12 protein-coding genes are annotated in these 12875 nt (G+C 45.3%); 6 read left to right on the top strand and 6 right to left on the bottom strand.

Translation table 11 applies throughout. The features are described from left to right. Positions 1-77 precede the first annotated feature (77 nt). Positions 78-977: a DUF1848 domain-containing protein gene (locus THEBA_RS09975; protein WP_014731422.1), complete on the bottom strand. Its 900-nt coding sequence runs from the start codon at positions 975-977 to the stop codon at positions 78-80. Positions 978-1132: 155 nt separating this feature from the next. Here THEBA_RS09975 and THEBA_RS09970 point away from each other — a divergent pair, with 155 nt between their 5' ends. Further along, the gene (locus tag THEBA_RS09970; RefSeq protein WP_014731421.1) at positions 1133-1642 is read left to right on the top strand and encodes a class I SAM-dependent methyltransferase; all 510 of its coding nucleotides are present in this window, start codon (positions 1133-1135) and stop codon (positions 1640-1642) included. A gap of 240 nt (positions 1643-1882) precedes the next feature. Here the strand turns inward: THEBA_RS09970 and leuS are convergent, their stop codons facing one another. Beyond that, the gene (gene leuS / locus THEBA_RS09965) at positions 1883-4258 is read right to left on the bottom strand and encodes a leucine--tRNA ligase (protein WP_014731420.1); all 2376 of its coding nucleotides are present in this window, start codon (positions 4256-4258) and stop codon (positions 1883-1885) included. Positions 4259-4575: 317 nt separating this feature from the next. Here leuS and THEBA_RS09960 point away from each other — a divergent pair, with 317 nt between their 5' ends. From THEBA_RS09960 to THEBA_RS09940, 5 genes are all read left to right on the top strand, one after another. Beyond that, positions 4576-5916 (top strand): hypothetical protein, encoded by a 1341-nt coding sequence (locus THEBA_RS09960; protein ID WP_014731419.1) that lies wholly within the window; start codon positions 4576-4578, stop codon positions 5914-5916. A gap of 13 nt (positions 5917-5929) precedes the next feature. After that, on the top strand, positions 5930-7396 hold the full coding sequence (locus THEBA_RS09955) for a C1 family peptidase (protein ID WP_014731418.1): 1467 nt from the start codon (positions 5930-5932) through the stop codon (positions 7394-7396). A 105-nt stretch (positions 7397-7501) separates the two neighbouring features. Next, complete coding sequence (locus THEBA_RS09950; protein ID WP_014731417.1) at positions 7502-8005, top strand: inorganic diphosphatase; 504 nt, start codon at positions 7502-7504, stop codon at positions 8003-8005. A gap of 68 nt (positions 8006-8073) precedes the next feature. Next, positions 8074-8733, top strand: a complete 660-nt coding sequence (locus THEBA_RS09945) for an HAD-IA family hydrolase (RefSeq protein ID WP_014731416.1) — start codon at positions 8074-8076, stop codon at positions 8731-8733. Then, positions 8726-9352, top strand: coding sequence for an HAD hydrolase-like protein (locus THEBA_RS09940; protein WP_014731415.1), 627 nt, complete (start codon positions 8726-8728; stop codon positions 9350-9352). Before THEBA_RS09945 ends, THEBA_RS09940 begins: the two co-directional genes overlap by 8 nt. A 77-nt stretch (positions 9353-9429) precedes the next feature. On the opposite strand, the gene THEBA_RS09935 is transcribed toward THEBA_RS09940, so the two are convergent. The 4 genes from THEBA_RS09935 to THEBA_RS09925 form a co-directional block, all read right to left on the bottom strand. Further along, positions 9430-10575: a succinylglutamate desuccinylase gene (locus tag THEBA_RS09935; protein ID WP_236609144.1), complete on the bottom strand. Its 1146-nt coding sequence runs from the start codon at positions 10573-10575 to the stop codon at positions 9430-9432. 13 nt (positions 10576-10588) lie between these two features. Beyond that, positions 10589-10741 carry a hypothetical protein gene (locus THEBA_RS14500; RefSeq protein ID WP_014731413.1) on the bottom strand — a complete coding sequence of 51 codons (153 nt, stop codon included), beginning with the start codon at positions 10739-10741 and terminating at the stop codon, positions 10589-10591. Between the two features lie 15 nt (positions 10742-10756). Beyond that, positions 10757-12061, bottom strand: a complete 1305-nt coding sequence (locus THEBA_RS09930) for a TRAP-type C4-dicarboxylate transport system, large permease component (protein ID WP_014731412.1) — start codon at positions 12059-12061, stop codon at positions 10757-10759. Positions 12062-12126: 65 nt separating this feature from the next. Beyond that, positions 12127-12762, bottom strand: a complete 636-nt coding sequence (locus THEBA_RS09925; RefSeq protein WP_014731411.1) for a DUF6305 family protein — start codon at positions 12760-12762, stop codon at positions 12127-12129. Between the last annotated feature and the right edge of the window lie 113 nt (positions 12763-12875).

Genomic DNA, 12875 nt, shown 5'->3' with positions numbered 1-12875 from the left:
TGGCTAATAATGAACCCATTAAAGGCAAAAAGACACTAAATCTAGATCTTGGAACCTAGAACGCCTTCAGGAATCGGCTACTCTTTTCTTTCTGTTATGGTGTCTCCTGCGTCTAGACGACTGCAGAGAATTGGAGACTTTGAATCGTACCTCCCGTAATTTCTATAGATCATCTTCTGGCTGAAGTTCGCGTAGCAGTAACTGCAGCGATGAAGACAGGTATTATATGAACCGATGTCAACGCTTTCAACGCATCTACATGCAGATCTTTGATATCTGTCTTTTGAGTACTGTTTGTTTCTGCCCGTAAGCCTGTTTATAAGATTGCCGTCAATACAACTGCCATGGGTTATTCCGAATTCGTCGAGGTCTTCCTCTTCAGAACACGTCTCGATACGAATCCCCGCGTCCTTTGCTTTCCCGGCAAAAAACCGAACAACATCTCTGATTTCATCTCTTTCCGGTCTTCTTAAACCTAATCTCCTCAGACCTGAAGAGATTTTCTTGTAGTAATCTAGAAAACTAATTACACACTTCTCCGTGTGCCCTTGAAGCAGATCGACCATCTTCTCGAAGGCTCTAAAATGGTAAGCTAAATTGAACTGCTCCGAAACTATAATCGGATCATATCGCCAGATTACTCTTTCCCTACCGATTCTATCCGCCAGCTTCTTGAAAGTCTCAATGATGTTTCCCTTGTCGCGTAGTCCGGGCTCTACAGATCTATCATAGGGTGTGATTGTGAACTGGAAATAGTAGCAGTAGTCTTTCAAGTAAGACAGTTTGTCGAGCATGTTCTTAGGGTCTTTGGTCCAGAAAACAAGAGAATCTACTGCCTCCGGATTCAAAGTTACCTTACTTACCTGTCTGGGATTGAAAGGATTCCTGACCAGAGCGAAACCGCTTCTGATTCTTTCAATAATCCAATCGGAATAGAATGCCGGGATATCCGTCCTCCTGCTTGCGCTGATTATCAATGTTGTCTCCTTTCGGGCAAAAGCTCATTTAGACTTCCGTGAAAACCCCCACCTTAATAGTTACGGCAAACTCGGCTTCATACTCGTTCGGCACTTCTATAATATAAGAAAGTAGATTGACTTGCCAAAGAAGCAAAAAAACGGAGCGAGAGAAAATGAGCCGTTACTGGGAAACAATGAGAGCTTTCTTCGATAGAGGAGCCGATTCATGCGAATCCCACATGAAAAACAATGTCAAGGAATCCGCTGCATTCTACGGAGAAATGGCAAGGCTAGTTCCAGTTACTACAGGAATCAGGATACTTTATCTCGGTTGCGGGACGGGCCTGGAAATTGACGAGATATTCAAATTGAATTCCACGGCCAGGGTAACCGGCATCGACCTATCAGAGAAGATGCTCGAAATTCTTAGAAGCAAATACGAAGGCAAGAAGGGAACCACGAATTTGTTGCCGGTTCCTACTTCGAAGTCGAATTGCCGGTGGAGGGATTCGACGTTGCCATTTCGGTTCAATCGATGCACCACTTCGGACAAGAACAAAAGCTATCGCTCTACAGGAAGGTTTTCCGCAGTCCGGGGGGTAATAGAACATATATCGAAGCCGATTACGTTGTCGGTACTGCGATTGAGGAGATGGAGTTGCTCAACAGATACGGGTCTCTGAAAAGCGAGAGTAATTTACCTGACGGTTTCTATCACTTCGATCTGCCACTTTCCATAGATAATCAACAAGCAGTTCTAGAAAAGGCTGGGTTCAGGCTCGTAAGACACCATGCAGATACGGGAATACCAGTATTTTTGTTTCGCGAAAGCCTTTATCAAAATGAAGATGAATCTATGGAAGACAATGGAGAGCAACTGGCTCTCCATTTTTGTATTCAGAACAGAATATTGTTTACTGCGTTCAAATAATTATGTTGATTATCTTGTCTTGAACGTAGATGATCTTTCTTATTGACTTTCCTTCAAGCATTTTTGAGAGCTTTTCATCAGCCATTACTGCTTCCATCGCCTCTTCCTGGGATGCGTTCTGAGGAAGCACGACTTTCCCCCTCATCTTTCCAGTGATTTGGACAGGCAATTCCGTCTTGGCCATAGATGCGTACTTCTCATAACCATATGGGAATCCATCGTCAAGAATTGTCTTCTTCTTTCCACCCTTCATACTGTAAATCTCTTCACAGACAAACGGTGCAAATGGAGAAAGAAGCTTTGCCATATCTATGACAAGCTGTCTTTCAATAGAAACCTCTTTCGAAGCTTCATTAACAAACTCCATGATAGCGGCAATTGCCGTGTTCGGCTTGATGTTCTTGACTGAATAATCTACTTTCTCTACAGTCTCTGACATCTTTATCTTCAACTCGGTAGAACTTCTCCCTTCGGGCATAGTAGCGATGTCCCATACACGATTGAGAAACCTCCTCATAGCGTCCATCCCGCTGTCCCTGAAGTCTCCTCCTTCAAGAAACGTACCCATGAACATCAGATATGTCCTGAGGGTATCTACTCCATGGCTCTCAAAATATTCGTTTGGATTGACAATGTTGCCCTTGGACTTCGACATCTTCTCGCCGTCCTTAATTATGAGTCCGTGACCTCTGAATGAGGTGAACGGCTCTTCAAAAGGAAGAAAACCCATATCGTGAAGTGCCATTGAAAGAAATCTCGAGTACATGAGGTGCAGGGTAGCGTGTTCATTTCCCCCTATATACATATCGACCGGGCACCACTTTTCAACCAGCCCATCATCAAAAGGTGCACTGTTATCGTTCGGTGAGAGGTATCTCAGATAGTACCAAGCCGAATCAAGGAAATTGTCGGATACATCGGTCTCTCGTCTAGCCGGTCCACCGCAAACAGGGCAAATCGTGTTGACAAACTCTTCATTCTTTGCCAAAGGAGACTTCCCACTTCCGTCCGGTATGTAATCATCGGTATTTGGTAGCGTTACCGGCAACTGATCTTCAGGCACCGGAATCGTTCCACACTTATCACAGTACACAATCGGAATTGGCGGACCCCAATAGCGTTGCCTCGAGATGCACCAATCATGAAGGTGGTAGTTTACCGAACCCTTTATACTCTCGCTCACTTCATCTATCCTCTCGATGAAGTCAGCGCTGAGCATGTCCGAATACTTTCCGCTGTTGATCATCTTTCCCTTCTCAGTATAGGGCAACTGTGAGGGATCACATTCGATAACCTGTTTTATCTCCAGTCCATACTTCTTCGCAAAGACATAATCTCTCTCGTCGTGTGCCGGGACGGCCATAACAGCGCCCGTTCCGTATTCTGCCAGAACGTAATCTCCTATCCATATTGGAAGCTCCTCACCTGTAAGAGGGTGAACGGCGTAAGATCCGGTGAATATTCCATTCTTGGGGCGCGAAATAGATGTTCTCGTGGCAAGATCCATGTTCTTGACTTCTTCTTTGAAGTTTTCAAAGGCCTGTAGTGTTGAGGGCGTGATTAGCTTACTGACCAGACCATATTCAGGAGCAACAACTATGTAAGTTACTCCAAATATCGTATCTGGACGGGTTGTAAAAACATCTATCTTCTCATTCATTCCGGATACTTCAAAAGAGATCGTAGCTCCGGAGGATTTGCCTATCCAGGCCCGCTGAAGATTTTTGGTCGTATCGGTCCAGTCAAGCTTCTCCAGGTTAGACAGCAGCTTCTCTGCGTATTCTGTGATCTTGAAGAACCACTGACTCATCTCACGCTTCTCAACTTCGCTGTTGCACCGTTCACAACGGCCATCGATAACCTGTTCATCAGCAAGCACCGTTTTGCACGATGGACACCAGTTCACATTTGAAGAGCGCTTTTCTGCAAGTCCATTCTTGAATAACTGTATGAATATCCACTGCGTCCACTTGTAGTACTCTGGAGAGGAGGTAATCGCTTCGCTGTTCCAATCGAAGATATTTCCAATCTTTTTCAGCTGCTCTTCTCTGAAATACTCTATGCTCTTTGGGGTGAGTTCTGCGGGATGTTTCCCAACTTTCAAAGCGTAGTTCTCGCTGTGAATTCCAAAGGCATCGAAGCCGATCGGTTCAAATACATCATAGCCCTTCAGTTTCATGAACCTTCCATATACATCCGAACCTATGAAGGAAAACATATTTCCTATGTGAAGCCCCGCTGCGGAGGGATAGGGAAACATCATGAGGTTGTAGAATGGTCGTTCGGCCTTTTCAAGGTCTATATTGAATGGTTTCTCCTTAGCGTAATATTCCTGCCATTTCTTTTCGATCGCCCTGAAATCGTACATGTGCTACCTCCACAATTGAATATGAAGCCTGAGAAAAGCAATTTAGATGGATTATAACATGGGAGTGTTACTGAATTTGGGATGAAGAACCCGGTTGAAAGTGAAGCAAATCTCTTCATTGAAAAGCATGTTGACGAGTCGTTTATCGGAGTTTTTCAGAGATTCTCCGACGGTGTCAGGTAGGATCTAGACAAAGCGAAAAATTATGTTTTCAAGCCATGAAAGCAGAATTGTTCAGAAACGGGGGTTTTCAGAATCGGCGCCTGTGAATGTATAATTGTCTTTGAACGCGAAATCTTTGAAAAGGGGGTAAGAGAATGAAGAAAACGTTGTTGATTACTCTTCTGCTGGGATTCATGCTATTTGTCTCCGGCTGCTTTAAGATCAACAATCCACCGGTAATATCGTTGACAGGCTCCGTTTCGGAAGGGCAGGAAATTGCTCCGATGACGCTTGTCACTTTCGAGTGGGAAATAACTGACTTTGATGACACAGAAGTAACTTCTGAGTTCAAGCTCTACAGAAATGGGGCTGAAGTTCTTTCTGTAGTCGACACCGGTGAAGCGATGTACGCTCTCGACGAAGAGGGGAAGTACGTCGCAGAGGTTGTAGCAACCGATTCGATGGGTGCTCAATCGAAGGAGACGATTTCTTTCAAAGCCACGAATCTTAAGAGAGAGCTCTTCCAGTCTGGAGCTGGATTAATGTACTTTGACTACAGCGACTATTTCCAGTATATCGAAGATGAGGCTTTCGGTATCAGGTTTTACAAGACTGCTTCAGAGGAAATTCTACCTGCCGAAGAGGTAACGGTAAGGAAGCGGCTCAACCTGCTCGACACCGATGATGATGGCATGTATGACACATGGGAAGAAATACCAAATGACAGGCCCGATCTTCAGACATATGTGTATCTACCTGGTTATTTGATAGATTATGATACGCTATGGGTGCCTTATGGATTCGAGTATGGCGAGAAATCGATAAGGGCATACTATGCCGGTGTTGAAGGTCCTTACAGCGGATATGTCTTGTTCTACAAGTTTGCTGAAGTGGGATTTGATCTTAACACAGTTTACGCGAGATGGGTAGAAGCTCACGTTTTCGGAAACACGCTTAACGACTACGGAGAAGCTTACAAAGCCTTCGCGTTGAGAGAGAGGTATGACTCAGATGAAAAACCAATAATAAGCCTTTCTACTCCCGACGGTGATATAGGACCTGGTGATTCGTTTACAGTAAGTGTCTTGACAGAAAATGTTGCGAGTTTTGCCGATCTGTATGATGTCAGATATGTTCAACTCTCTCTGTGGAATAGCGAGGGTTTGGTTCTCGAAGGCGTCGAATTTGGAAACTTCATGGCAGGTCTGAAGGATGTTGGAACATTCAAGAGTAGTGATGAGGCCGTTACTCTTTACAAAGCCTTCCTAAACGGAGTAGATGAAGCCGAAGCGGCCGACGATGTCTTCGCAACTCTCACTTTCTCGGTTCCTGAAGATTTCGAAGGTGAACTCATTGCCGTGGGACTGGCGTATGAAGGTTACTGGGATACGTACGGCACTTATCCCGATTTACCAAATCCCGCTTTCAGAGATGTAGACAATGGTTCGGTTGACGGGTTCATAGTTGATCACGAACCGATTGTCTTCTTGGAGTAAAGGGGGGATGACCATGAAGAAAATATTGGTAGTATTACTTTCGGTTTTGTTCTTATACACGTTTGCAACTGCTAACGTTGCAACTCAGGTAGCATCCATAGAGGCGGAAATCAACTCGGCGATATCAAGCATGAATCTTAGCTGGAAAGCAGATCTAGAAGAGAGCTTCGTTGCAAAGCTGGAGACAGCTAACATTGGTGACGTAGAAGTGATTTTCGAGAAACTCAATAGCTACATAGACCTTCCAGATGAAGTGCGTGAGAGATTCATCGAGTATTTGAGGTTGGCATACATAGAAGAGATGGATGAATTCTCTATACAGGGAATGACAACTACTGATGATCTTATGATGTCGACTTTCGTGCTTCTGGAACCTCGCGTAGTAGCCGAGAGCAGTTTTGTAAGACTCGAACCTATAAGAGATCAGTTCATTCATGGAAGCTGCTGGTCTTTTGCCACTGTGGGCTCTTTTGAGAGCGCTTTGGCGGTGCAGTCTTTCGGAATGAACGGCAACGTTGATAACACCTTCGATTATTCGGAACGATGGGGAACTTATCACAACATAGACTGGGATATCTACAGTTTTTCACCAGACAGTTATGTTCAGGATAAGAACAGTCTTGAGGGTGGAAACAGTTACTTTGCAATGTACAATCTCATAAGGTATGGGATGATGGAAGAACAGTATGCTCCATTCTCAGAAGTCTATATTGATGCTAGGGAGGAGATTCCTCTGCCTCCATCTGCCTACGATGCTCCACTGTTGAAGTCGTCCCGAACCGTTATGATCCCTCCATCCACATCGGCAGCTGAGCTAGGGTACAGCTATGAAGACTATTTGAACATGATCAAGACAGCGCTTTCAGATTATGGATCTCTTGCCGTCTCTTTCTCAGTTCCGTATAGTTTCAACTACTATTCAAAGGGTATATATTCTCCAGTAGAAGGAGATTATAGTACGGGCGGACATGCAGTTACTCTAGTCGGATGGGCAAGTGCCACAGATCTCGACGATATTATTCTAGCTGGCAAGACAAATCCAGATGCAACTCCTATTCTGGACGAAGAGATTGAAAGCTACACATATGTCGATCCAACACAGGCGGCCTCACCGATTTTCACAACCACCACGTTCTGGATAATAAAGAACTCCTGGGCCTATGACTGGGGAGATGGTGGTTACTTCGTGATTCCGGCTATCAGTGAAGAACAATATGAAAGTGGGCAGCTGGGCTTCTGGGAAATTGAAAAAAGAGAGATGTACCTGCCAATATTCGATGATCTCGCTCATCACGAAGGTGACGATCTTGACGTCAATAGCGATGGCGTTGTTGATACGAAGGATTTCGAATATCTAGTTGAAAAGATCGGTTCTACGGAAGCAGACGACATAACCGCTTGCGACATTTCCTTCCCCAAGGACGGGAAGATCAACGGCGAAGACGCTGCTGCCTGGGTATTCTTATTTAACAACAGGTAAGACTGTTTTTGAAATCGGTCTAGAAGAACCCCATAAGGGGTTCTTCTTTTATGATAATCATGAGACTGTGGTCTTTCTGGCATAATTGTTGTGGAGGTGACAGCTTTGCAGGAAGAAATAGTACTGGACATAATGATAGAGATTCCGAAAGGGAGCAGGAACAAGTACGAATACGACAAGAAGTTTCAAAGAATAAGATTCGACAGGACGCTGTTTTCTGCGGTCCATTATCCAATGGATTATGGCTTCATCCTCAATACGCTTGCCGAGGATGAGGACCCGCTCGATGCGATGGTTTTGCTGTGGGAGCCAACCTTTCCTGGCTGTCTAATAGAAGCGAAGCCCATAGGCGCATTCAAGATGTGGGACGAGAAGGGACCCGATGAAAAGGTCCTTTGTGTTCCGATTCATGATCCGGTCTGGAATTACATTGAGACTCTCGATGATGTTCCACCTCATCTGCTGAAAGAGATAGAGCATTTCTTCTCCGTATACAAGGATCTCGAAAAGAAGAAAACGGGTATCGAAGGCTGGGTAAGAAGGGAAGAAACGTTGGAAATAATCGCTGCATCAAGGGTAAGATATCTTGAAGAAACCCAGGATTCTTAAGATACCCGACAGGACGAAATCCCCAAAAGCGTTTATTATTGATTTAGATCCAAGAAAGGGGAAGTACTATGTATGATTACGTGATTTGGGATTTCGGAGGTACACTTTTCGATACTTACCCAGCTGCAGCAAAGGTATTTCAGGAAGTTCTCGAGAAGTATGATGTCAAAGCCTCAATAGATGAAATTCTTGAAAAGCTCAAGGAGTCGACATCGAAAGCTGCAAGCTATTTTGTCAACAAATATAAGCTGAAGAATGGCTTCCTTGAGGATTTCTACCGCATAGAAAACCTTCTGCAACCCGAGAAACAGCCGCCATTTGATAACGCGAAGGAGATTTGTGTGAAGATCAACAGGAACGGCGGCAGCAATTTCCTTTTCAGTCATAGAAGCAACTACTCCATGACCAAACTTCTCAATTACTACAATATGCTCGATCTCTTCTCCGAAATCGTATCTGCGGATAGCGGCTTTGCGAGAAAGCCTGATCCTCAAGCAATAATGTACATAATTGACAAATACGGCCTTGAGAGAGAGAGAGTCTTGACGATAGGTGACAGAGAGATCGATATAGAGGCTGGAAAGAGAGCGGGAATAGCAACGTGCCTTTTCAATCCAGATAAGGATTTCGTAAAGACCAGCGCGGACTTCGTCTTAACCTCTTTAAGTCAGGTTCCTTCTGTCCTCCAGGTTTGCAACAGATTCAGCGGCTGTGAAGGCGATGATTGAAAATTTAATATGGGATTTCGATGGTTCCTTGTTTAACACCTATCCCGCCATGGTAAGACTATTCAAGCAGTCTCTGGCAATTCACGGATACGGTGCTTCTGAAGATGAGATACTCTCGCTGATGAAAGAAACGCTGGGAAAGGCCGTAGATTTTTATCTAGATCGTGGAGTTGATTACGCTTTCTACAAAGACTTCCAAAGAATGGAGGAAGAATTGGATCCAGTCGAACAGCCTCCATTCAGTGGTGCCCGTGAGGTATGCTCGAGAATTAAGAGAGATGGTGGAGTGAATCTAATAATTACTCATCGAGCTAGAAGGACAGCCTTCAAACTGCTAGATTACTTCGAGATGACCTCCTTGTTCAGTGAAATTGTCACAAAAGAAAGCGGATTCAAAAGAAAGCCCGATCCAGAAGCTTTCATAAGCACGATTAGAAGACACAGATTAAAACCGGAATCAACCCTCTCCATTGGCGACAGAGATCTCGATGTGATGGCCGCAAGGGATGCGGGAACAAAAACCTGCTTCTTTTCGCAAGATGGGTCGAAACCTTCGATAGACGTCGACTATATAGTCGACGATCTGCTGCAGCTGGGGCGGATTATTCAAGAAGATTAATAACGGAACCGTGACGAAAACTAAAAAAGTGCATGCGTCCTCGATAACGCATGCACTCATTCAGCCTAGACAAAACCCTACTGGAGAAAGACCTTATCTTCATCCGCCTCAGAAGGATCTTTGAAATAAAACCCGAGACCATTTTCAACAATGTCCGCATGTTTCGGAGCCGAGACTTTGAAGCCGCGATCTGGATTCTTCTTCGTCCACTGAGACAAAATCTCCTGTATGACAGAAGAATGCTGCCCAACTCTTCTGTCCATAGAGAATCCGTTTTCGTCATATGGAACGAAAAGCAGTCCCTTTTCGCCGGCCTTCAGTACAAACGGGTCTATTCCGTCTATGATCAGCTCAGGAGTTTTCGCTGCCGTAATCTGATCTAAGTGCACACCAGGAGATTCCAGTAAGAAGGGGTATGCGTCTGACCAATCTCCGATCTCTCTATGAGAAAGACCCCTGTAACCAGCCGGTGAAGATTCCACATGGTTTTCGAATTTCTCCCTTCCCTTTACATAGAACGCAGCTCCTATCGCGTAGGGCATTGACTTCTCGGGAGCAACTATACAGTTTGTTACTGGATACATTGCCTCTGCCTCATGAAGATCGATAACCACGTCAATTCCTTCATTACGGATCATCTCCATTGCTGCAAAGGAAACCTTTTCCGCAAGGTAGCCATCGGGTCTTCCCGGCCAAGATCTGTTTGTGTTTCTTGCATCGATATAGGACAACAACTGGCCGTCTGGATAGTGAACATATACATCTGGATCGGGCCACTGGTCGAGTGCCTGGAAGCCTCGATCGCCCATTCTGAATTTCTTTTCACCCCAGGGAGTATCAACGAAGTAATAGAGCGGGAAACCGCCACCGGGCTGCGGCCCGAGAGAACCGCTTCGGTTGAAATGGGGGATTACGTAAATTGTTCCCTTTTCGACTTCCAGATTTTCTATGAAGAAATAGGCGAGTAAGGCAGCAGAGGGTTCATTTGCATGGGTTCCCGCGATTATCAGCGTCTTTCCACCCTCTTCTGCTCCTTTAAGCTCAAAGACGTCGGTATCGGCAATGGTTCCTTTGATTCCGTCGAAATACTTGCTTAGCTTGAAGACGTCTGTCACGCTCGGCCCGGCGACTACTTCTTCCTTGTAACTCCTCTGTATGTACAAAGGAATTCCGCCCGCCAAGACAATAAGTGTCAGAACAACCAGTATCAATAGTTTTCTCATCATAATATCCCTCCTACCTCATTATAAGCAATCTGAGAATGAGGGGCAAGAGAGCCAGTGCATATAAGATTTCGCTGTTTATATCCTTCGTCTTTATGAAGTTCCAGATAAGCATGCCTACCACATAGGCTGTCATCACATAATACAGAAACATTATCAAAGTCATGACGACACCTCCTCCTCAACCTACCATCATCAGGAAGTTGAATTTATTTGCAAAGATAACCAGTATCATTGCAACGACAGTTATGGCTATCCAGGGCACCACGCATTCTTTCAAGAATGAGCCATATGAGCCTTTGTAACCTACTGTGCTAACCGTCAAGCGCCCAATAAGCGCAGTCGGGGGCAATCCATCCCCAAGAGGCCACAGTAAACTCAGTCCTGCCAGAACGATTACCGGGTTGATCCCGTTCGAGTTCAACATCCATATAAGAGGTATGCCAATTACCGTAGCACCACCATACGTCAGGAGACCTTCCGATATTGGTATTATGAAAGGAAGGAGAATCCAGACGATCGCGAGAGGAGCAGTCACAATCCACATGGAAATCAAGCCTTTGACACCGTTAAAACTCATCACCTGTATCAGCATACCGACGACAGCGGTAGTCGCTATGAGCGGCGTCAATTGAGCGACCGTTTCTCTGCTGACCTTCAATATATCAACTCTCTTGAAGTTCATAAGCCATGCTACCAAAGCACAGATTGCAAATACCAGAGGCAATCCGAGGACCGGGAAATCAAATGGCCAGATTCTAGGAGCTCCAAGCAGGAAGATCAAGACAAGGAAAGGTACTCCAACACTCCATCCGGAGAGTCCTTTTGGATCGGGAATCTCTTTGAGAGCCTTTTCTTTGTCGATATTTCCTGCCCCGCGTCCAAAAAACAGCACGGTGAAAAGCCCAAGAATCAGGACCGGTATGAGAAGAGGCATCGTAAATCCAACGTAAGGAATGGCCGTTCCGGCACAGGTCATCATCGCCCAGATGTTAACTGGCGGAGCAGCGGCACTCAAACCGGCGACAATGAAAATCAACGCCGAGATTCTCACCTTCGAAAGTCCCATTGCGTTGAGAGCGGCCGCAACCGTTCCTCCAACAACCAGGACCGAGATGCTTCCGGCACCTGTTAGGGCACCGGGAACAAGAATCACAAGCATGAGAAGTATCAGCATCAGTATTCTCTTGTTGTGGAAGGCACCTATTATCTTTCTTACTATGTAATTCGTTCCACCCGATTCCTTGATGATGTTCATAAATATCGTTGCAAACACGAAAATTAGTCCAATGTCGAGGTAGGTTACCGATCCTTCGGCAATATGCCTGAAAGTATCAAATCCCGCTCCCCCGGCAATGGCACCACCGATTACTGCGACAAACATACATAGTTCGGTTGAAAATTTCAGAAACTTCCCGACGGCATAGGCTCCAACCATAACTATTCCTGCTATGATCGTTTGCATGTATATTGCATCAGCTGACAATCTGATTACCCCCTTTAATTGGAGCCGGCGCGGTAGATAAAACTATTGCGCCGGCCACCAAGAAACTACAAGCCAAATACCTGTGTAAAAGTATCGAGAAGATCAAATGCAGAATCGATCTCTACTATTGGAACGTTTCTGGCTTCCGCCGCCTTCGTGAACTTCCCATCGCCATTTGAATCCTTTGTAACTATGAATACGTCAGCATGGGGAACGACGGTGTCGATAATAACTTCGATCGGACTTCCTGGAAGACCTCTTTGAATCTCTCCTCCAATAGCAACTGCAACAATCTTTATTTTGTTTGCCTTCGCATATTCTATAAGGTCCTTGAGTCTGTCAACTTCCGTGTCAACTGAGAGACCGGAAGCGCCCATGCCTTTAAGGCTGGCGCCAAGAACGAGTAACAGAGACTGGAACTTAGTACCTTCGGGATCGGGAGAAAGCGTCGTGACGTGCTTTCCTATTGCTGACTTGGCTCCACCGAGTCCAACTCCAGCCGCAAGCTCATCCTTGGAAAGAACGTCACAGTAGTCGTACTTCAGGCCGACTTCATCGGCAACATAGTTGACTGTTTCAACCTCTGCGCTCTGACCGGCAGAAGTGATTACGACAGGCAAACCGAGTTTTACCTCGGGTTCGGCAAACGCAAAAACACTGACAAGAGAAACTACAATCAGAACTAACAGAAATCTTCTCATGTAAGTAACCTCCTCATTCGAAATCTTAAACACTATATATGAATCAAGAATCGTCTACAAGGTTTGAAATACAAAAAAGAGCAAAACCCGCCCCACTTTGGGGGCGGGTAAGT

The organism is Mesotoga prima MesG1.Ag.4.2, from assembly GCF_000147715.2.
GTDB classification, from domain to species: domain Bacteria; phylum Thermotogota; class Thermotogae; order Petrotogales; family Kosmotogaceae; genus Mesotoga; species Mesotoga prima.
Note: the sequence above shows the minus strand (reverse complement) of the source record. Positions and strands in the feature narration are given on the sequence as shown.

Coding starts and splice junctions, on each gene's coding strand:
- THEBA_RS09935 (WP_236609144.1), bottom strand. CDS start 10,575: ATGAGAAAACTATTGATACTGGTTGTTCTGACACTTATTGTCTTGGCG.
- THEBA_RS09955 (WP_014731418.1), top strand. CDS start 5,930: ATGAAGAAAATATTGGTAGTATTACTTTCGGTTTTGTTCTTATACACG.
- leuS (WP_014731420.1), bottom strand. CDS start 4,258: ATGTACGATTTCAGGGCGATCGAAAAGAAATGGCAGGAATATTACGCT.
- THEBA_RS09945 (WP_014731416.1), top strand. CDS start 8,074: ATGTATGATTACGTGATTTGGGATTTCGGAGGTACACTTTTCGATACT.
- THEBA_RS09960 (WP_014731419.1), top strand. CDS start 4,576: ATGAAGAAAACGTTGTTGATTACTCTTCTGCTGGGATTCATGCTATTT.
- THEBA_RS14500 (WP_014731413.1), bottom strand. CDS start 10,741: ATGACTTTGATAATGTTTCTGTATTATGTGATGACAGCCTATGTGGTA.
- THEBA_RS09970 (WP_014731421.1), top strand. CDS start 1,133: ATGAGCCGTTACTGGGAAACAATGAGAGCTTTCTTCGATAGAGGAGCC.
- THEBA_RS09940 (WP_014731415.1), top strand. CDS start 8,726: ATGATTGAAAATTTAATATGGGATTTCGATGGTTCCTTGTTTAACACC.
- THEBA_RS09925 (WP_014731411.1), bottom strand. CDS start 12,762: ATGAGAAGATTTCTGTTAGTTCTGATTGTAGTTTCTCTTGTCAGTGTT.